Raw genomic sequence first — 18,516 nt, forward strand, 5'->3', positions numbered from 1 at the left:
CTGTGACGCTGGATTGGCACACGTGTGACCGAACTGCAACGCGCCAGAGACTCCCTGGTGGCAAGTAGTAAGGGATAGTCGCGATCGACTGGCAGGGCGTCGGCTGGTTTGACCATGTCAGCCAAACCCGGGGGGAAAACCAGGATCCCCCCGTCAGGCTGCTCACGATCACCGCAGCTCAGCGCTTACGCCCACCTGTAGAGGGAGGAATTCTTTCACCATGCGTGTTACTAAGGGCGTACAGATCGTCGCCGGTACCGCGCTGCTCGCCCTCGCGGTTGCCGCGTGTGGCGGCGGTGCCTCGGACAGTGGCGGCACTGCTGCCGGGGGCGGAGGGGAGACGCCGGTCCGCATGGAGATCGGTGAGCCCCAGGAGCTCCTGAACCCGCAGAACACGACTGAGACCGAAGGCTCCGAGGTCCTCGCCGCAGTGTTCTCGCCGCTGGTGCGCTACGACGAGAACAAGCAGCCAGTCGAGGAGGCGGCCGAGTCGGTCACCACCTCGGACAGCAAGGTTTGGACGATCAAGCTGAAGTCGGGCTACACGTGGCACGACGGCACGCCGGTCACCGCCGCCGACTACGCTCGCGCGTGGAACTACGCGGCCCTGCAGGACAACGCCATGAGCTCGTCCTACTTCTTCGGGCGCGTCGACGGCTACAACGACGTCCACCCGGGTGAGGGCAAGACGCCGGCGGCCAAGGAGATGAAGGGTCTCAAGGTCGTCGACGACTCCACGCTCGAAGTGACGCTCGCGGCACCGTTCTCGCAGTTCAAGACGATGCTGGGCTACACCGCGTTCTACCCGATGCCGAAGTCGGCCATCGGCCCCGACGGCAAGGTGACGCAGGCCTTCGGCGAGCAGCCGACCGGCCAGGGTCTGTTCAAGCTCGACAAGCCCTACAAGAAGGGCACCGACCAGACCATCGACCTGACGGTTTACGACAAGTTCCCGGGCGCCAAGCCGAAGAACTGGAAGAAGCTCCAGTTCAAGGTCTACACGAGCTCCGAGACCGCGTTCAACGACCTGCAGGCCGAGAACCTGGACATCCACGACTCGCTGCCGCCGTCGACGATCGCCACCGCCAAGTCCGTGCTCGGCGACCGCTACCACGACGAGCCCGACGCCGCCGTGGGTTACATCGGCGTTCCGCTGCAGTACAACCCCGAGTTCAAGGACCCGCAGGTCCGCAAGGCCATCTCGCTGGCCATCGACAGGAAGACCATCACCGAGACGGTCTTCTCCGGCACCCGCGCCCCCGCTGACGACTTCATCAACCCGGCCATCCCCGGCTACCGCCAGGGCGCCTGCGACGCGTGCACGTACAACCCGGCCGAGGCCAAGAAGCTGTACGACGCCGCCAAGGGCCCCAAGACCATCGAGCTCGGCTACAACGCCGACGGTGGTCACAAGGAGTGGATCGAGGCGGTCGCCAACAACCTCCGCGCCAACCTGGGCATCGAGGTCACGCCGAAGCCGTTCGAGAAGTTCCAGGGCATCCTGGACGCTCTGGACGCCAAGGAGTACAAGGGCCTCTTCCGCATGGGCTGGGCGATCGACTACCCGTCGGCCGAGAACTACCTGACCCCGATCTTCGGCACCGGCTCCATCGGCACCGGTTCGAACTACGGCGGCTACTCCAACAAGGACTTCGACGCCCTTGTCGCCAAGGGTGACCAGGCCGCGGACGCCGCCGAGGGCCTGAAGTTCTACCAGCAGGCCGATGACATCCTGATCAAGGAACTCCCGTACATCCCGGTTTACTTCTACCGGAGCAACTTCGGGTACTCCTCGAAGGTCAAGAACGTCAAGCTCAACCTGCTCAACCAGGTTAACTGGACCGAGGTCGAGAAGGCCTGACGTTCGTTCGCGCGGTGGACGGCCCTTGCCGTCCACCCGCCGGAGGACTGAGCTTGGAGGCAGCCACTCGTGCCCGGTGAACCACGGGCTCCGAGGGCTGCCTCCAAGTCATGTACCGGAGGGCTTGTATGGGCCGTTATGTCATCAGGCGCTTGATCCAGGCGATACCCGTCCTGCTCGGCGCCACCCTACTTATCTTCATGATCGTCTTCGCGCTGCCAGGGGACCCCATCGCGGCGTTGTTCGGAGACAAGCGTCCGGACCCCGCGGTCGCCGAGGTCCTGCGCGAGCAGTATCACCTCAACGATCCGCTGTTGCTGCAGTACTGGTACTACATCAGCGGCGTGCTTCTCCGCGGCGACTTCGGAGTGAACTTCGCCGACGTCCCCGTGTCCCAGGTCATGGCCGGCAAGTTCCAGGTCACCCTGAACCTCGCGGTGACCGCCCTCGTGATGGAGGCGCTCATCGGCGTCGGTCTGGGCCTGTGGGCGGCGCTGCGCCGCGGCAAGGCCACCGACACCGCCATCCTCGCCTCCACGCTGCTGCTCATCTCGGTGCCCACGCTGGTCACCGGCTTCGTGCTGCAGCTGCTCCTGGGCGTCAAGCTCAAGCAGTGGACCGGGCTGGACATATTCCCGGTCGCGGGCACGTTCGCGGGCTGGCGCAGCTATCTGCTGCCCGGCTTCGTGCTCGCGGGGACGTCGATCGCGTACCTGACCAGGTTGACCAGGACCAGCCTGGTGGAGACGCTCAGAGCGGACTACATCCGCACGGCCACGGCCAAGGGCCTGTCGAGACGGCGCGTCATCGGCAGGCACGGGTTGCGTAACGCGCTGATCCCGCTGGTCACCTATCTGGGCGCCGACCTCGGCAACCTGATGGGCGGCGCGGTGATCACGGAGACGATCTTCAATCTCCCGGGGATTGGAAATCAACTCTTCCAGTCGGTTTACTTGCGAGAACAACCGGTTGTCGTGGGAATCATCACCGTTCTGGTGCTGATCTACATCCTGGCCAACCTGGTCGTCGACCTGTTGTACGCCGTGCTCGACCCGAGGATCCGCTATGAGTAACCCAATCCCGCCGGGCGGGCCCGGGCTCCCGGAGACGCAGACGCTGGTCACGGACACGGTCGCCGCCGCCCCGGAGCCCGCGCAACAGGGCAAGGAGGGCAAGCCCGCGAGCCTGTGGACCGACGCCTGGTACGACCTCAGGCGCCGGCCGATGTTCATCGTGTCGGTGATCATCATCCTGATCCTGCTCGTCATGTCGTTCTGGCCGTCGCTGTTCAGCTCGATCGACCCGTACAACGCCAGGACCTGTGACCTGTCCACGGCCAGGCAGCCGCCCAGCGCCGGCCACCTGTTCGGCAAGGACAGCCTGGGGTGCGACGTCTTCGCCAGGACGATCTACGGTGCGCGCAACTCCATCGTGATCGGCGTGCTCACCACGATCATCACCAGCCTGATCGGCGGCCTGCTCGGATTGGTGGCCGGCTTCCGCAGCGGCGTGGTCGACACGGTGTCGTCGCGTCTCACCGAGATCTTCTTCGCCATCCCCCCGATTCTGGGCGCGCTGCTCATCGCCGCCACCTTCCGCGGCCGGGCCAACAGCATCATGCTGGTCATCCTCGCGCTGGCGGTGCTCGGCTGGCCGATGACCTTCCGCATCATGCGAGCGGCCGTGATCACCGCGAAGAACCAGGACTTCGTGGTCGCGGCCAGGGCGCTGGGGGCGGGAGCGGGGCGGATCATGTTCCGCCACCTGCTGCCCAACTCGCTGGCGCCGGTCATCGTCGTGGCCACCATCAACCTGGGCGGCTTCATCGCCGCCGAGGCCGCGCTCTCGTTCCTGGGCGTGGGCGTGCAGTCACCGGACATCTCATGGGGCCTGATGATCGCCGACGCGCGGAACAGGTTCCTGGAGGCACCGCTGCCGCTGGTGTTCCCGGCCGTGTTCCTCAGCATCACGGTGCTGGCGTTCATCATGATGGGCGACGCCGTACGCGACGCGCTCGACCCGAAGCTCAGGTAGAAGGGGGGATCAAGTGAAGAAGACGTCAACGGATGTGTTGCCCGCCGAGGGAGGGCTGGGCGACCAACCGCTGCTCGCGGTCGACAACCTGCACGTGGAGTTCCGTACGCGTGCCGGGGTCGTCCGTGCGGTCAACGGCGTGAGCTACACGGTCAGCCCCGGTGAGACGCTCGCGGTGCTGGGCGAGTCGGGTTCCGGCAAGTCCGTGACCGCGCAGGCGATCATGGGCATTCTCGACATGCCGCCGGCGGTCATCCCCAAGGGGGAGATCCGCTTCAAGGGCACCGACCTGCTCAAGCTGTCGGAGGAGGCGCGCACGCAGGTGCGCGGCCAGCGCATCGCGATGATCTTCCAGGACGCGCTCTCCGCGCTCAACCCGGTGTTCACCGTGGGCTGGCAGATCAGCGAGATGTTCCGGGTGCACCGCGGCATGTCCAAGCGCGACGCCATGAAGAAGGCCATCGAGCTGATGGACCGGGTCCGCATCCCGGCCGCCAGGCAGCGCGTGAACGACTATCCGCACCAGTTCTCCGGGGGCATGCGCCAGCGCATCATGATCGCGATGTCGATCGCGCTGGACCCCGAGGTGCTGATCGCGGACGAGCCGACCACGGCCCTCGACGTGACCGTCCAGGCCCAGATCATGGAGCTGCTGGCCGATCTGCAGCGCGAGAGCCAGATGGGCCTGATCCTGATCACGCACGACCTCGGCGTCGTGGCCGATGTGGCCGACAAGATCGCGGTCATGTACGCGGGGCGCATCGTGGAGAACGCCCCCGTGCACGACATCTACAAGGGTCCGGCGCACCCGTACACGAAGGGCCTGCTGGAGTCGATCCCCCGGGTCGACCTCAAGGGCCAGGAACTGTACGCGATCAAGGGTCTGCCGCCCAACCTGCTCGCCCTGCCGTCCGGTTGCGCGTTCAATCCCCGGTGCCCCTACCGGCAGGACGACTGCGTGACCGACGCCCCCCCGCTCCACGAGATCAGCGGCACCCGAGGCAGTGCGTGCCACTACTGGAGGGAGGTCCTCGATGGCGAACGGTGAGCGCATCCTCGAGGTACGCGATCTGGTCAAGCACTTCCCGCTGACCCAGGGCATCCTCTTCAAGCGGCAGATCGGCGCGATCAAGGCCGTCGACGGCGTGTCGTTCGACCTGCACAGGGGCGAGACGCTGGGCATCGTGGGCGAGTCGGGCTGCGGCAAGTCCACCCTCGCCAAGGTGCTGATGGCGCTGGAGCGGCCCACCTCGGGCTCGGTGCGGATCAACGGGCGTGACATCGCCAAGGCCAAGGGCGGCGAGCTCAAGAGGATGCGCCGCAACATCCAGATGGTGATGCAGGACCCCTACACCTCGCTGAACCCCCGGATGACCGTCGGCGACATCATCGGCGAGCCGTTCGAGATCCACAGCGAGGTGGCGCCGCGCGGCGACCGCCGCAAGAAGGTGCAGGAGCTGCTGGAGGTCGTCGGTCTCAACCCCGACCACATCAACCGCTACCCGCACCAGTTCTCCGGAGGGCAGCGGCAGCGCATCGGCATCGCCCGTGGGCTGGCGCTTCAGCCGGAGATCATCGTCTGTGACGAGCCGGTCTCGGCCCTGGACGTGTCCATCCAGGCGCAGGTGATCAACCTGCTGGAGCGGCTGCAGAACGAGTTCGACCTGGCGTACATCTTCATCGCGCACGACCTGTCGGTGGTGCGGCACATCTCCGACCGGGTGGGCGTGATGTACCTGGGCAAGTTCGTGGAGCTCGGGAAGGACGCCGAGATCTACGACAAGCCCGCGCACCCGTACACGCAGGCGCTGCTGTCGGCAGTGCCGGTGCCCGACCCCGAGGGCCGGGAGCAGCGGGAGCGGATCATCCTGCAGGGCGACCCGCCGTCCCCGGCGAACCCGCCGTCGGGATGCCGGTTCCGTACGCGGTGCTGGAAGGCGCAGGAGATCTGCGCCGAGGAGGAGCCGCTGCTGCAGATCCGGCCGGGTACCGGGCACGAGAGCGCCTGCCACTTCGCGGAGACGCACGACGTGGTGCACGTGGGCTGACACGCCTCCGAAGACCCTCCGAGGGAGCTCCCCCGGAGGGTCTTCGCGTTTCTACGTCGTCACGATGAGGGCCGAGCCGTGGCCGAAGAGGCCCTGGTTGGCGGCCAGGCCGACGCGGGCTGCGGGCACCTGGCGGTCGCCGGCCCCGCCCCGCAGCTGCGTGGTCAGCTCGCAGAGCTGGGCGATCGCCTGGGCGGGGATCGCCTCGCCGAAGGAGGCCAGGCCGCCCGAGGGGTTGACCGGGATCCGGCCGCCGAGCGCCGTCTCCCCGTCGTGCAGCAGCTTGGCGGCCTCCCCGGGCGGGCACAGGCCGATGTCCTCCATCCAGTCCAGCTCCAGGGCCGTGGAGAGGTCGTACACCTCCGCCAGTGAGACGTCCTCAGGTCCCACTCCCGCCTCCTCGTATGCCGCGTGCGCGATCGCCGCCCTGAAGGGCCTCTCCGGGGCGGGTACGGCGGCGCGGGAGTCGGTGGCGAAGTTCGGCAGCTCCAGGATCGTGTTGGGGAAGGTCGGGGTGACGGTGGAGACCGCGGCCAGGCGCACCGGCGCCCGCAGGCCCCGGCGGCGGGCGTAGGACTCCGAGGCCAGGACCACCGCGGCGCCTCCGTCCGAGGTGGCGCAGATGTCCATGAGGTGCAGCGGGTCGGCGACCACGGGCGAGGCCAGCACCTCCTCGGCGGTGACGGGCTTGCGGTAGCGGGCCATGGGGTTGAGCGAGCCGGCCAGCGCGTTCTTGACCTTGACGGCGGCGAAGTCGGCCGGGGTCGAGCCGTGCACGGCCATGCGACGGCGGGCGTACAGGGCGAAATAGGCGGGGTTGGTGGCGCCCAGCAGGCGGAAGCGGAGCCAGTCCGGATCGTCGGGGCGGTCGCCGCCGACCGGTTTGAAGAAGCCCTTCGGGGTGGAGTCCGCCCCGACCACCAGCGCCACGTCGCACAGGCCCGCCAGGATGCGGGTGCGGGCGATGTCCACGGCCTGGGCGCCGGAGGCGCAGGCCGCGTAGCAGGAGGCGATCCTGGCGCCCGACCAGCCGAGCGCCTGCGCGTAGGAGGCGCCCGCGACGAAGCCGGGGTAGCCGTTCCTGATCGTGTCCGCCCCGACCACGAACTCCACGTCGGTCCACGCCACCCCGGCGTCCCGCAGGGCCGCGCGGGCGGCCGCCACGCCGTACTCCAGGAAGGGCCGGCCCCACTTGCCCCACGGATGCATCCCGACGCCCAGCACCACCACGTTCATGAGACTCGCTCCCACATCCACACCAGAGGTCCGTCGGACAGCGGCCCGGCGGTGAGCTCCAGCTCCATGCCCACTTCGAGCTCGTTCACCGTGAGGCCCTTGACCTGGCCGAGCACCACGATCCCCACCTCGTCGAGCTCGACGGCGGCCAGCGTCACCGGCACGTACGGCTCCGCGGCGACGTACGGGGCGGGGGGCGGGTAGCAGGCGTTCGTGTAGGACCAGACCCTGCCGCGGCGGGGGAGCCGGACGGTCTCCGTCGAGGTCCCGTCGCAGTGCGGGTTGGGGCAGAGGCCGGTCCTGGGCGGGAAGGTGACGGTGCCGCAGGTCGCGCAGCGGGTGCCCAGGAGGAAGACGCCGTCCTCGTCGACGGCGAACCAGCCCTCGATCGCTAACGTCATGCGGCCAGTATCGCACAAGCGCTTGCTAGGGTGGAGGAGGGTGCGCGTTCCGCGGACCTCCGGGCCGGTCAGGTGCGGCGTTTGCGGTGGCGGACGAGGATGCGGGCCGACATCGCCGCCGCCAGCATCACCATGCCCGCCACCACCGGCCCCCGGGAGGCGGGCGGAGGGCCGTCGCCGAAGTACGGGCCGGGGCGGGCCAGGCCGGAGCCGGGCAGGTCCAGGCGGGCGGCCTCGCGCAGGGCGAGCAGGGCGTTGGCCACCCCGTGCCCGTAGGCGGGGCTGTGGCCGTCGGCCGGCTGCCTCTTGGTGCCGAGCTCGATGGCCGTCCGCACGTGGTACGGCGACAGGCCCGGGTACGCCGACTTGATCAGGGCCGCGATGCCCGCCACCATGGCCGCCGCCGAGCTGGTGCCGTCGCTCACCACGTACGAGTCGCGCGCGTCGGCCGTGACGATCTCCGTCCCCGGCGCGACCACCGAGAGGTAGTCCTGCCTGTTGGAGAACGCGGCCACCCGCAGCTCCCGGTCCACCGCCCCCACGGCGATCACCCCGGGATAGGCGGCGGGGAAGTTCTTCCTGTTGGTCGTGCCGCCGTCGTTGCCCGACGAGGCCACCAGCACGGCGCCCCGCGCGATCGCGTACTGGATGGCCTCCTCCTCGGAGGGTGAGCCCTCCCACGTGCCGCTGCCGCCGCCCAGCGACATGCTGATCACGCCGGCCCCGTGGTCGACGGCGTACCGGATGCCCTTGGCCAGCGCGTCGCGCCCGCCGGAGCGCTGCTGCTCGCGCAGCGGGTCGCCGTTCTCCAGCGTGACCCGGATGGACATCACCCTGGCCGCGGGCGCCACCCCGATCACGCCGCCCCTGTGCTCGTCGCCGTGCCCGCGTCCGGCGATCAGGCTGGCCATGGCGGTCCCGTGCCGCCCCCACAGGCCCTTGGCCGTCCCGGTCAGGTCGGGGCCCTGGACCACGGCGCCCTCCAGGTCGGGGTGGCGGCCGTTCACGCCGGTGTCGAGGACGGCGACGATCACGCCCTCGCCCCTGCTCGTCCGCCACGCGTCGGGCAGCCGCATCGCGGCGAGCTGCCACTGCCCGGCCCGGGCGGCCTCGCCCACGTCGTCGGTGGCGCTCGCCGGGACGGTCCCCAGCACCAGCGCGGTGATGAGGACGGGGACGGCGAGCCTGATCATCGGGTCAGCGTCCGATGCAGCTCCGCGGCGAGCTGCCGCGCCGTGGCGCGCAACCGGGGCACGACGCGGTCACCCGGCCGGTACAACCGGCCGTCGGCGTACCCGGCGGCCGTCGCCACCACGTAACGCTCGTCGGACCTGAGCACCACCCCGGTGAAGTACTGCCGCCGGCCGAAGCGCTCGGCCGGCCCCTGGGGGAAGGCCACCGGCAGCACGGTCGCGGGCCGCCCCGCGCGGTAGTAGCCGCGTCCGGGCGCGTCGAGCACGGCGATGCCCACGGTGGCCACGAACGTCTGCGTGCTGTCGGCGTACGTGGCGCGCAGGGCCACGCGGCAGCCTCGCCGGACGGCGGCGGGCTGGAAAGCCGTCCGGCAGGGCGCCTCGGGGGCGACCCCGGCGAGCACGTACGTGACGCGTGCCCCCGACGGGCTGACCCCGGGCACGGTGGCGGGGAAGATCTGCGAGACGGGCCACGCGTGCCAGCGCTCTGACACGGGCGGCTCCGGCGCGGGCCAGATCGCGGACATTATGGAGAGCAGCACAACCGACAGCTGGTACACGTCGACCTCGGGAGGGCAGGAGGGGGACGCCCGCGCGTTGCATTCTGACACGTGACCGCTGATTGTTTCCGACGCTTCGGTAAACAGCCCGATACGCGGAGTAATTCCGATCTATGTGCTTTCGTACTAAGAAGTAGGCGAAAGTCGGACATGCGCTCCAGGTGGGAGCCCCAGCCGCTGCGCTGCGTCACCGGAGTTGACCGCGATCGCGATCAGCCCCGCCGAGTCCGCGAACGCCACCAGCTCCCCGGGCGGCACCGCCGCGAACGTCTCCCGGTACGGCAGCGCGAGCTGCCGCCGGCCCAGCCAGACCCCCAGCGTGTCGCCCACCCGCACGCCCAGCGCGTGCAGGTCGCCGGCCGCGATCGAGAGCTGGGTGTTGCCGTAGCGGTCGACCGAGACGACCTCGCCCTCCACCGCCCCCTCGCGCAGCAGCGAGGTCGGCTCCGGCAGCGTGACCAGCCGGCCGACCGGCACCTCCGGCCCCAGGTCCGACGGTCTCAGCCCGCCCCACAGCCGCCCGGCGACCGGCGAGAAGACGTCGCGCCCGTGGAAGGTCGGGGAGACCGGCCGCAGGAAGTGCTCCTCGTTGCTGATCGCGTAGGCGGCCTCGGCGCCGCCGCTGGCGCGCACCGCCCACGACAGCACCCCGTTGTCGGGGCCGATGAACACCCGGCCGCCCGCCTCGACGGCCACCGCGCGCCGGGCACCGCCCGCGCTCGGATCGACCGCGCCGATGTGGATGCCGACGGGGAGGTACGGGATGGTCTGGGCGAGAACCGCCGCGCCACGCCGTACATCACCCGAGGGAATCAGGTGGCACATGTCGATCACCCGCGCCTCCGGGGCGATTCCGGCGATCACTCCGTGACAAGCCGCCACATAGCCATCTTCGAGCCCATAGTCGGTGAGGAGCGTGATTACTGAGGTCACATTTCGTGACTGTACGTCTCTCAATACGCCGTGAACAGCCGCACTCCGCACATTACGATTGGCCACGGGCCGCGTGCGTGCGGAGTCGTCGCACGCACCTTTCCCGAGGAGGACACCATGGGAGCACCGCTCAGCGGTGACAACGCTGCCCAGGAAGCGTCCGGCCAACCCCTCTCAGAACGCGATCTCGAGCTCCTCGCCTTCGAACGCCAATGGTGGCGGTACGCGGGCGCGAAGGAGCAGGCCATCAAGGAGAGCTTCGGGTTCTCCGCCACGCGCTACTACCAGTTGCTCGGCGAGCTGATCGATCGGCCGGAGGCGCTGGAGCACGATCCCATGCTGGTCAAGAGGCTGCGCAGGTTACGGTCCACCCGTCAGCGTGACCGCGCCGCCAGGAGACTCGGCATGCGTCCCTGACCGGCTGGGTAAAGCAGCCGCGTGAGGAACATCCCTGGAATGAAAGCGATCTTGGACGATCCGGCCGGCGCCGTGATCGGGCTCGACTTCGACGGGACCCTGTCGCCGATCGTGCCCGATCCCGCCGAGGCCGTGATCCACCCGAAGGCGCCGGCGGTGCTGGCCGAGCTCGGCGCCCACGTCCTGGCGGTGGCCATCGTGACCGGCCGGCCGCCGGCCACCGCGCTGGCGCTCGGGCCGGGCCTGGCCGACGTGCCCGGGCTGGTCGTGCTCGGGCACTACGGCTTCGAACGCTGGGAGGCCGGGCGGATCTCCGGCCCGCCCCCACCCCCGGGCGTGCTCCAGGCCGAGGCCGAGCTGTCGTTGCTGCTCGACTCGCCGGGCCTGGAAGGCGTCACCGTCGAGGACAAGGGCCGGGCGGTGGCCGTGCACACCAGGCGCAGCCCCGACCCGGAGGGCGCGCTGGCCAGGCTGCGTGAGCCGCTGGCCAAGCTGGCCGACAAGCACGGCCTGGTGGTCGAGCCGGGGCGGTTCGTGCTGGAGCTGCGGCCGCCGGGCATGGACAAGGGGCAGGCGCTCAGCCTGTTCCTGGCGGAGCGGGCCGCCAGGTCCGTCATGTTCGTGGGCGACGATCTCGGCGACCTGGCCGCGTTCGAGGCCGTACGCGCCTCGGGGCTGCCCGGCGTGACCGTGTGCAGCGGCTCCGCCGAGGTCACGAAGCTGGCCGAGCAGGCCGACATCGTGGTGGACGGGCCCGACGGCGTCGTCGCGCTGCTGGCGGAGCTCGTGGCGGCTTCCAGTCGTTCGTGACCAGGCTGCAAGTCGCGCTCCCTAGGGTCGGGCGCATGCACAAGCGATACCTCGCCGCCGCGGCCGTGGCCGCGGCCACCCTCCTCGCGACCGCCCTGCCCGCGCACGCCGCGCCCGCGCAGGCGGTCAAGCTGCGGCACGGCCTGACCCTCTACGTCCCGATCAAGTGGAAGGTCTACCGTCACGGCGCCGACCAGGTCCAGATCGTGACCGGCAGGTGCGCCAAGCCCAGCGGCTGGGGGACGCCCGAGTGCGACGCCTTCTACGTCTTCGGCCCCAAGTACATCAAGATCGGCGCCGAGGGGTTCGGCCCGTACACCGGCAAGAACCCCTTCTACACGGCCGGCGATGTGCAGCCGTGCCCGTCCAACCGCAAGTGGGGCGAGCACGTCGGCCCGACGGTCACCAGGGGCCTGCGCCAGGTCGGGGCGGGGCACAAGGCCGCCTACAACGCGTGGAAGTCGACCTGCGTCAGCTATTCCGACGGGAAGGTCCTGGCCCGCTTCACGCAGCGCGAGTGGTATCTGCCGAAGAGCAAGATCCTCGTCGTGGACCAGTGGAACACGCCGGGGCTGGCCGACACGCTGGCGAACGCCGACTGGAACTGACCGCGCTCAGACCTCGCTCAGACCTCGGCCAGCGCGTCGAGCTGGGCCGCGAGCCACTTCTGCGGCGGCAGGGCGGTGGCCGCCGCGTGCAGCTTGTCGCGCCGCATGCGGCGCTCGTCCTCCGGCATGACGAGCGCGGCGTGCAGCGCGGCGGCCGTGCCGCTGATGTCGTACGGATTCACCACGAGCGCGTGCGGGCCCAGCTCGGCCGCCGCCCCCGCCTCGCGCGAGAGCACGAGCGCGCACCTCGTGGACAGGATCGGGCCCTCCTTGGCGACCAGGTTCATCCCGTCGCGGATGGGGTTGACCAGCAGCACGTCGGCCATCCGGTACGCGGCCAGCGAACGCGGGTAGTCGTCGTTGACGTTGAGGATCAGCGGGTCCCAGTCCTCGGTGCCGTACTCGTCCTCGATCTCCTGCGCGCAGCGCAGCACCGACGCGGTGTATTCGCGGTATTCGGGAAGGTCGTGCCTGCTCGGGTAGGCGAACGCCAGATGCACCACCTTGCCGTGCCACTCGGGATGCGCGGCCAGGAACTCGCGATAGGCCACCAGGCCGCGCACGATGTTCTTCGACAGCTCGGTGCGGTCGATGCGGACGATCAGCCGGCGGTCGCCCACCTGCTCCCTGAGCGCGATCATGTGCGACTCGACGTCGGGCTCGACGGCGCGCTCCCACAGCGCGTCGCCGTCCACGCCGAGGCTGTGCACGCCGATGCGGGTGGTCCTGCCCTCGTGGGTGACGCTGCGGCCCACGCGGTCGACCTCCGCGCCCAGCAGCGCCTCGCAGCAGTCCATGAACGCCTGCGCCCACCTGTCGGCCAGGAACCCGGCGTGATCGGCGCCCAGGATGCCCTCCAGGACCTCGCCGACCACCTCGTCGGGCAGCAGCGAGAAGTATTCGGGCGGCGCCCACGGGGTGTGGCTGAAGTGCGCGATGCGCAGGTCCGGCCGCTCGGCGCGGAGCATGGCCGGGGTCAGCGTCAGGTGGTAGTCCTGCACCATGACGCGGGCGCCGTGGCCGGCCTCCTCGGCCAGCGCCAGCGCGAACGCGCCGTTGTAGTCGCGGTAGGACTCCCACTCGCGCTCGAACCTCGTGCCGAAGTTCGGTGCGTTGGGGATGTCGTAGAGCAGGTGGTTGACGAACCACAGGGTGGAGTTGGCCACGGCGTTGTAGGCGCGGTGGAAGGTCGCGGGCGGGATGTCGAGCATCCGCAGCGGGCCCGTGTCGTAGCCGGCGTGGTCGATCCGGCCGCCGGGCACCAGGCGTACGGCGCTGCGGTCGCCGTCGGACAGCGCCGCGCACACCCACAGCACGCGGTCCTTCCTGGCCACCTCGGACAGCGCCGAGACCAGGCCGCCGCCACCGCGTTTCATGGTCAGCTCACCGTCGTCCGAGACGGTAAAAGAAACGGGTCCTCTGTTGGAGGCCACCAGGACGCTGTTCATCTACGCTCCCTTCGCCCATAGGATCCCAGCTATGGCGCTTGATGAGCTAACCGAGGAACTCGCCCGCTCGGCCGCAGGAGGAGATCATCGCGCACTTGGCGAGCTCCTGGCGCGGATCGAGCCCGATGTGATGCGACACTGCGCCCGGATCCTCCCCTATCACCAGGACGCAGAGGAAGCCTCCCAGGACACGTTGCTGGCCGTGGCGCGCAACATCGGCCGGTTCGAGGGCCGGGCGCGGTTCAGCACGTGGCTGCACATCGTGACGGCCAACTGCGCGCGCACCACGTACCGGTCGCTCAAGCGGCGGGCGGCGGAGCAGACCTCGGACGAGCTGCCCACGCAGAAGCCCGACGTGGCGCGGGTGAGCGTGATCGCGGGCTCGCGGCTCGACCTGCTCGACGCGATGGAGGCGCTGGAGGCCGACAAGCCCGACCTGGCGCAGGCGCTGGTGCTGCGCGACATCGTCCAGCTCGACTACAACGAGGTGGCCGAGCAGCTCGGCATCCCGCTCGGCACCGCCAAGTCGCGCATCCATCAGGCCCGCAAATACGTGCAGGGAGTGCTGGGTGATGATTATCGCTGAGACGCCACGTCCCGCATCCTGAGACGGGTGGCCGTTTCGGCCCCATGGGCGGGTAGAGTCCATTTCAACAACTGCATATTGCTCATCCAGAGGGGTGGAGGGACCGGCCCTGCGAAGCCCCGGCAACCCTCCCGGCTTGTGACTCGCGACCTGGCGAGGCCGACCGGGACAAGGTGCCAATTCCGGTCTGCGGTCAGGGTGGCCGCAGGCGAAGATGAGGGAAGGCCTCGCTTCATGTCGCTCGACTTTGGTCCTGCTGTCGGTCTGTCCTGCCGTGAGTGCGGCACGCGTTACCCGCTCGGTCCGAGCTTCGCATGTCTGGAGTGTTTCGGGCCGCTCGAAGCGGCCTATTCCTTCGGCGAGGTGACCCGCTCCGACATCGAGTCGGGTCCCGCCAACATCTGGCGTTACCGGTCGCTGCTCCCGGTGCCGGTTGACGTCGCCAGTAAGCCCAATATGAACCCCGGTTGGACCAAACTGGTCAAGGCCGGAAACCTCGGGCGCGCGCTGGGTCTCAAGTCCCTGTACGTGAAGGACGACTCGGGCAACCCCACCCATTCCTTCAAGGACCGGGTTGTCGCCATCGCCGTCGAGGCGGCGCGTAACTTCGGCTTCCACACCCTTTCCTGCTCCTCCACGGGCAACCTCGCGGGCGCGGTCACCGCGGCGGCGGCGCGCGCCGGGCTCGAGGCGTGCGTGTTCATCCCGGCCAACCTCGAAGCGGCCAAGATCGCCATGGCGCGCGTGTTCGGCGGCAAGCTGATCGGGATCGACGGCACCTATGACGAGGTCAACCGGTTCTGCTCCGAGCTGATCGGCGACCCGCTGGGCGACAAGTGGGGGTTCGTCAACGTCAACCTGCGGCCCTACTACGCCGAGGGCTCCAAGACGCTCGCGTACGAGATCGCCGAGCAGCTCGGGTGGCGGTTGCCCGAGCAGATCGTCATCCCCATCGCCTCCGGCTCGCAGCTCACGAAGATCGACAAGGGCTTCCGCGAGCTGGTGCAGCTGGGGCTGGTCGAAGACACGCCCTACAAGATCTTCGGGGCGCAGGCGGCCGGGTGCTCGCCGGTCTCCACCGCGTACAAGGCGGGGCACGACGTCGTGCAGCCGGTCAAGCCCGACACCATCGCCAAGTCGCTGGCCATCGGCAACCCGGCCGACGGGCCGTACGTGCTCGACATCGCCCGGCGCACCGGCGGGGCCGTCGAGGACGTCACGGACGCCGAGATCGTGGCCGCGATCAAGCTCCTGGCCTCGACGGAGGGTGTTTTCGCCGAGACCGCGGGCGGGGTGACCGTGGGCGTGCTGAAGAAGCTCGCCGAGAGCGGGCGGCTCGACCCCGAGGCCGAGACCGTGGTCCTCAACACCGGCGACGGCCTCAAGACGCTCGACGCGATCAGCGACGACGCCCAGCCCACGGCCGTGATCCGGCCCTCCCTCGACGCGTTCCGCGCGGCTGTCTGACAACCAGGAAAGGCAAGTTAAACCATGAGCGTTTCGGTGCGGATTCCCACCATTCTGCGCACCTACACCGGGGGCAACGCCGAAGTCAGTGGCGAGGGCGCGACTCTTCGTGACGTCCTCACCAAGCTCGACTCTGACTACCCGGGGATCGGCGCGAGAATTCTGGATGAATCGGGCAAGATTCGTCGTTTTGTCAACGTTTACGTTGGGGAAGAGGATGTCCGTTTCGCCGAAGGGCTGGACACTCCGGCACCTGAGGGCACTCAGATCTCAATCATCCCGGCGGTAGCCGGCGGCTGAGTGCCATAGATCACACCTGAGAAGGCGCCCCTAGTGGGCGCCTTCTCCATTTCCAGGCCAAATGAAACGTTGAACCGCCTTCGATGCGAAGAAATGCGTCGTTTGCAGATTGACTCTGTTGCCAAACCCCGTGCCACAGGTATGGTCGAGGGCGATCGTCTGGCTGATTTTCCGTTAAGTCGGGCGATAACGGGTCTCGCGGAGGAATGGGTGAGATCTGAAAGTCCAGTAAGAGGAGTCGGAAGTGGCGCAGGGCACCGTCAAGTGGTTCAACGCGGACAAGGGCTACGGCTTCATCGCGGTAGACGGTGGTAAGGATGTATTCGTCCATTACTCAGCGATCATGATGGACGGGTACCGATCTCTCGAACAGGGGCAGCGCGTCGAGTTCGAGATCACGCAGGGCCAGAAGGGGCCTCAAGCGGAGTCCGTCCGCGCGGTCTGATACACCCCCCTGGTATGCACCGGCGGGGATCGCACGGCAACGCAGTCCGGGCGAACCCGCAACCTTTCTCTCGTCGACTCGATCACGGCGAGCCGCGTTGAGGCGGCTCGCCGTGGGTACGGATCCCGCTACCTGCGGTGGCCTGGACGCGGCTCGTCGCAGGTACGGGGTCCCGCCGACGACGACGGACAGCCGGGGCACGGCCCGCCAAGCAGGCCGATCCGGGGAGGAAAGCCCCGGTAGGAGGCTTCTCGCTTGCACTCGGCAGGGTAGAGTGCTAAACAGTTCGTTGGCACTCTGTGCAGCAGAGTGCCAACATTCGGATCGGGACGATGGGGTCTGCCGCAGGAGATGCTGACCCATGCCGTCGCGGGCGTCGGCTCGGTCCACGACAAGCCACCCTGCATCTGGGAGGTCTAGCCTTATGGCAGCCAAGATGATCGCGTTTGACGAGGACGCCCGGCGCGGTCTCGAGCGCGGTATGAACCAGCTCGCCGACGCCGTCAAGGTGACCTTGGGGCCCAAGGGCCGTAACGTCGTGCTGGAGAAGAAGTGGGGCGCCCCCACGATCACCAACGACGGTGTCTCCATCGCCAAGGAGATCGAGCTCGAGGACCCGTGGGAGAAGATCGGCGCCGAGCTGGTCAAGGAAGTCGCCAAGAAGACGGACGACGTCGCGGGCGACGGCACCACGACCGCCACCGTGCTCGCCCAGGCGCTGGTGCGTGAGGGTCTGCGCAACGTCGCCGCCGGCGCCAACCCGATGGCCCTGAAGAAGGGCATCGAGGCCGCCGTCGAGCGCGTCAGCGAGGAGCTCTCCAAGCTGGCCAAGGACGTGGAGACCAAGGAGCAGATCGCTTCCACGGCCTCCATCTCCGCCGCCGACCCCGAGATCGGCTCGCTCATCGCCGAGGCGATGGACAAGGTCGGCAAGGAAGGCGTCATCACCGTCGAGGAGAGCAACACCTTCGGCCTCGAGCTTGAGCTCACCGAGGGCATGCGCTTCGACAAGGGCATGACGTCGATGTACTTCGTCACCGACTCGGACCGCATGGAGGCCGTGCTCGAGGACCCGTACATCCTGATCGTCAACAGCAAGGTCTCCGCCAACAAGGACCTGCTGCCGCTGCTCGACAAGGTCGTTCAGTCCGGCAAGCCGCTGCTGATCATCGCCGAGGACATCGAGGGCGAGGCCCTGGCGACCCTGGTCGTCAACAAGATCCGCGGCCTGTTCCGCTCCGTGGCCGTCAAGGCCCCGGGCTTCGGCGACCGCCGCAAGGCCATGCTCAACGACATCGCCATCCTGACCGGTGGCCAGGTCGTGGCCGAGGAGGTCGGTCTCAAGCTCGAGAACGCCACCCTCGACCTGCTCGGCCGCGCCCGCAAGGTCGTGGTGACCAAGGACGAGACGACGATCGTCGACGGCGCCGGTGACGCCGAGCAGATCTCCGGCCGGGTCAACGAGATCCGCGCCGAGATCGACCGCACCGACTCCGACTACGACCGCGAGAAGCTCCAGGAGCGGCTGGCCAAGCTGGCCGGCGGCGTGGCCGTCATCAAGGCGGGCGCGGCGACCGAGGTCGAGCTCAAGGAGCGCAAGCACCGCATCGAGGACGCCGTGCGCAACGCCAAGGCGGCCGTCGAGGAGGGCATCGTGCCCGGCGGTGGCGTGGCGCTGCTGCAGGCCGGTGCCAAGGCGTTCGACAAGCTGGAGCTGTCGGGCGACGAGGCCACGGGCGCGGCGATCGTGCGCAAGGCGCTCGAGGAGCCGCTGAAGCAGATCGCGGTCAACGCCGGCCTTGAGGGCGGCGTCGTGGTGGAGCGGGTTCGCAACCTCACCCCGGGTGAGGGCCTGAACGCCGCTTCCGGCGAGTACGTCAACATGTTCGAGGCGGGCATCCTCGACCCGGCCAAGGTGACGCGCTCGGCGCTGCAGAACGCCGCCTCCATCGCGGCGCTCTTCCTGACGACCGAGGCCGTCATCGCGGAGAAGCCCGAGAAGAACGCTGCAGCCCCGGCCATGCCGGGCGGCGGCGACATGGACTTCTAGGTCTTTTCTTCGCCGTTCATACGAAGAGCGGCCCGGTTTTCCGGGCCGCTCTTCTTTTCGTTTCTCAGCCATTACGTTTCATAATTGATCCGCTACTCCGGGTGAGGAAGGGTGGGTGA

General features: G+C 68.8%; 19 protein-coding genes and 1 riboswitch. Of the genes, 13 read left to right on the forward strand and 6 right to left on the reverse strand.

From position 1 onward, the window contains the following. Window positions 1–220 precede the first annotated feature (220 nt). The 5 genes from ABZS69_RS25595 to ABZS69_RS25615 all read left to right on the forward strand — a co-directional run bounded on the left by ABZS69_RS25595 (window position 221) and on the right by ABZS69_RS25615 (window position 5,943). A complete protein-coding gene (locus tag ABZS69_RS25595) occupies window positions 221–1,861 on the forward strand; it encodes an ABC transporter substrate-binding protein (protein ID WP_355376912.1) in 1,641 nt (546 codons plus the stop codon). 128 nt (window positions 1,862–1,989) lie between these two features. Continuing rightward, window positions 1,990–2,934 carry an ABC transporter permease gene (locus tag ABZS69_RS25600; RefSeq protein WP_355376914.1) on the forward strand — a complete coding sequence of 315 codons (945 nt, stop codon included), beginning with the start codon at window positions 1,990–1,992 and terminating at the stop codon, window positions 2,932–2,934. Next, window positions 2,927–3,895, forward strand: a complete 969-nt coding sequence (locus ABZS69_RS25605) for an ABC transporter permease (RefSeq protein WP_355376916.1) — start codon at window positions 2,927–2,929, stop codon at window positions 3,893–3,895. Before ABZS69_RS25600 ends, ABZS69_RS25605 begins: the two co-directional genes overlap by 8 nt. A 13-nt stretch (window positions 3,896–3,908) precedes the next feature. After that, complete coding sequence (locus ABZS69_RS25610) at window positions 3,909–4,943, forward strand: ABC transporter ATP-binding protein (protein ID WP_355376918.1); 1,035 nt, start codon at window positions 3,909–3,911, stop codon at window positions 4,941–4,943. After that, window positions 4,930–5,943 (forward strand): dipeptide ABC transporter ATP-binding protein, encoded by a 1,014-nt coding sequence (locus tag ABZS69_RS25615; protein WP_355376920.1) that lies wholly within the window; start codon window positions 4,930–4,932, stop codon window positions 5,941–5,943. The genes ABZS69_RS25610 and ABZS69_RS25615 overlap by 14 nt, the downstream gene beginning before the upstream one ends. Window positions 5,944–5,994: 51 nt before the next feature. On the opposite strand, the gene ABZS69_RS25620 is transcribed toward ABZS69_RS25615, so the two are convergent. The 5 genes from ABZS69_RS25620 to ABZS69_RS25640 form a co-directional block, all read right to left on the reverse strand. Further along, entirely contained in the window at window positions 5,995–7,179 is a 1,185-nt protein-coding gene (locus ABZS69_RS25620) for a lipid-transfer protein (protein WP_355376922.1), read from the reverse strand. Continuing rightward, entirely contained in the window at window positions 7,176–7,580 is a 405-nt protein-coding gene (locus tag ABZS69_RS25625; RefSeq protein WP_355376924.1) for an OB-fold domain-containing protein, read from the reverse strand. Before ABZS69_RS25625 ends, ABZS69_RS25620 begins: the two co-directional genes overlap by 4 nt. A gap of 68 nt (window positions 7,581–7,648) precedes the next feature. After that, complete coding sequence (locus ABZS69_RS25630) at window positions 7,649–8,773, reverse strand: S8 family serine peptidase (protein ID WP_355376926.1); 1,125 nt, start codon at window positions 8,771–8,773, stop codon at window positions 7,649–7,651. After that, the gene (locus ABZS69_RS25635) at window positions 8,770–9,384 is read right to left on the reverse strand and encodes a hypothetical protein (RefSeq protein ID WP_355376928.1); all 615 of its coding nucleotides are present in this window, start codon (window positions 9,382–9,384) and stop codon (window positions 8,770–8,772) included. Before ABZS69_RS25635 ends, ABZS69_RS25630 begins: the two co-directional genes overlap by 4 nt. 75 nt (window positions 9,385–9,459) lie before the next feature. After that, window positions 9,460–10,266 (reverse strand): SAM-dependent chlorinase/fluorinase, encoded by an 807-nt coding sequence (locus tag ABZS69_RS25640; protein WP_355376930.1) that lies wholly within the window; start codon window positions 10,264–10,266, stop codon window positions 9,460–9,462. A 117-nt stretch (window positions 10,267–10,383) separates the two neighbouring features. Here ABZS69_RS25640 and ABZS69_RS25645 point away from each other — a divergent pair, with 117 nt between their 5' ends. From ABZS69_RS25645 to ABZS69_RS25655, 3 genes are read left to right on the forward strand one after another with little or no spacing between them, the layout of a single operon-like run. Continuing rightward, window positions 10,384–10,683, forward strand: a complete 300-nt coding sequence (locus ABZS69_RS25645; protein WP_355376932.1) for a DUF3263 domain-containing protein — start codon at window positions 10,384–10,386, stop codon at window positions 10,681–10,683. A 39-nt stretch (window positions 10,684–10,722) separates the two neighbouring features. Then, window positions 10,723–11,493: a trehalose-phosphatase gene (otsB, locus tag ABZS69_RS25650; protein ID WP_355376934.1), complete on the forward strand. Its 771-nt coding sequence runs from the start codon at window positions 10,723–10,725 to the stop codon at window positions 11,491–11,493. A 35-nt stretch (window positions 11,494–11,528) separates the two neighbouring features. Beyond that, complete coding sequence (locus ABZS69_RS25655) at window positions 11,529–12,101, forward strand: hypothetical protein (RefSeq protein WP_355376935.1); 573 nt, start codon at window positions 11,529–11,531, stop codon at window positions 12,099–12,101. 17 nt (window positions 12,102–12,118) lie between these two features. Here ABZS69_RS25655 and ABZS69_RS25660 read toward each other — a convergent pair whose 3' ends face one another. Continuing rightward, window positions 12,119–13,549 (reverse strand): trehalose-6-phosphate synthase, encoded by a 1,431-nt coding sequence (locus tag ABZS69_RS25660; RefSeq protein ID WP_355376936.1) that lies wholly within the window; start codon window positions 13,547–13,549, stop codon window positions 12,119–12,121. A 31-nt stretch (window positions 13,550–13,580) separates the two neighbouring features. Here ABZS69_RS25660 and ABZS69_RS25665 point away from each other — a divergent pair, with 31 nt between their 5' ends. The 5 genes from ABZS69_RS25665 to groL all read left to right on the forward strand — a co-directional run bounded on the left by ABZS69_RS25665 (window position 13,581) and on the right by groL (window position 18,397). Beyond that, the gene (locus ABZS69_RS25665) at window positions 13,581–14,135 is read left to right on the forward strand and encodes an RNA polymerase sigma factor (protein WP_319719563.1); all 555 of its coding nucleotides are present in this window, start codon (window positions 13,581–13,583) and stop codon (window positions 14,133–14,135) included. 79 nt (window positions 14,136–14,214) lie between these two features. Continuing rightward, a riboswitch (SAM riboswitch) is annotated at window positions 14,215–14,356 on the forward strand. Between the two features lie 13 nt (window positions 14,357–14,369). Continuing rightward, complete coding sequence (gene thrC, locus ABZS69_RS25670) at window positions 14,370–15,602, forward strand: threonine synthase (protein WP_355376938.1); 1,233 nt, start codon at window positions 14,370–14,372, stop codon at window positions 15,600–15,602. Between the two features lie 24 nt (window positions 15,603–15,626). Then, the gene (locus ABZS69_RS25675) at window positions 15,627–15,902 is read left to right on the forward strand and encodes a MoaD/ThiS family protein (RefSeq protein WP_355376940.1); all 276 of its coding nucleotides are present in this window, start codon (window positions 15,627–15,629) and stop codon (window positions 15,900–15,902) included. 244 nt (window positions 15,903–16,146) lie between these two features. Continuing rightward, complete coding sequence (locus tag ABZS69_RS25680; RefSeq protein WP_068927743.1) at window positions 16,147–16,347, forward strand: cold-shock protein; 201 nt, start codon at window positions 16,147–16,149, stop codon at window positions 16,345–16,347. A 424-nt stretch (window positions 16,348–16,771) separates the two neighbouring features. After that, window positions 16,772–18,397, forward strand: a complete 1,626-nt coding sequence (gene groL, locus ABZS69_RS25685; RefSeq protein WP_355376942.1) for a chaperonin GroEL — start codon at window positions 16,772–16,774, stop codon at window positions 18,395–18,397. Window positions 18,398–18,516: the final 119 nt, after the last annotated feature.

This window comes from Nonomuraea sp. NPDC005650 (genome assembly GCF_040605375.1).
GTDB lineage: Bacteria > Actinomycetota > Actinomycetes > Streptosporangiales > Streptosporangiaceae > Nonomuraea.

Coding starts and splice junctions, on each gene's coding strand:
- ABZS69_RS25645 (WP_355376932.1), top strand. CDS start 10,384: ATGGGAGCACCGCTCAGCGGTGACAACGCTGCCCAGGAAGCGTCCGGC.
- ABZS69_RS25665 (WP_319719563.1), top strand. CDS start 13,581: ATGGCGCTTGATGAGCTAACCGAGGAACTCGCCCGCTCGGCCGCAGGA.
- ABZS69_RS25660 (WP_355376936.1), bottom strand. CDS start 13,549: ATGAACAGCGTCCTGGTGGCCTCCAACAGAGGACCCGTTTCTTTTACC.
- otsB (WP_355376934.1), top strand. CDS start 10,723: ATGAAAGCGATCTTGGACGATCCGGCCGGCGCCGTGATCGGGCTCGAC.
- ABZS69_RS25600 (WP_355376914.1), top strand. CDS start 1,990: ATGGGCCGTTATGTCATCAGGCGCTTGATCCAGGCGATACCCGTCCTG.
- ABZS69_RS25615 (WP_355376920.1), top strand. CDS start 4,930: ATGGCGAACGGTGAGCGCATCCTCGAGGTACGCGATCTGGTCAAGCAC.
- ABZS69_RS25655 (WP_355376935.1), top strand. CDS start 11,529: ATGCACAAGCGATACCTCGCCGCCGCGGCCGTGGCCGCGGCCACCCTC.
- groL (WP_355376942.1), top strand. CDS start 16,772: ATGGCAGCCAAGATGATCGCGTTTGACGAGGACGCCCGGCGCGGTCTC.
- ABZS69_RS25595 (WP_355376912.1), top strand. CDS start 221: ATGCGTGTTACTAAGGGCGTACAGATCGTCGCCGGTACCGCGCTGCTC.
- ABZS69_RS25630 (WP_355376926.1), bottom strand. CDS start 8,773: ATGATCAGGCTCGCCGTCCCCGTCCTCATCACCGCGCTGGTGCTGGGG.
- ABZS69_RS25675 (WP_355376940.1), top strand. CDS start 15,627: ATGAGCGTTTCGGTGCGGATTCCCACCATTCTGCGCACCTACACCGGG.
- ABZS69_RS25620 (WP_355376922.1), bottom strand. CDS start 7,179: ATGAACGTGGTGGTGCTGGGCGTCGGGATGCATCCGTGGGGCAAGTGG.
- thrC (WP_355376938.1), top strand. CDS start 14,370: ATGTCGCTCGACTTTGGTCCTGCTGTCGGTCTGTCCTGCCGTGAGTGC.
- ABZS69_RS25625 (WP_355376924.1), bottom strand. CDS start 7,580: ATGACGTTAGCGATCGAGGGCTGGTTCGCCGTCGACGAGGACGGCGTC.
- ABZS69_RS25605 (WP_355376916.1), top strand. CDS start 2,927: ATGAGTAACCCAATCCCGCCGGGCGGGCCCGGGCTCCCGGAGACGCAG.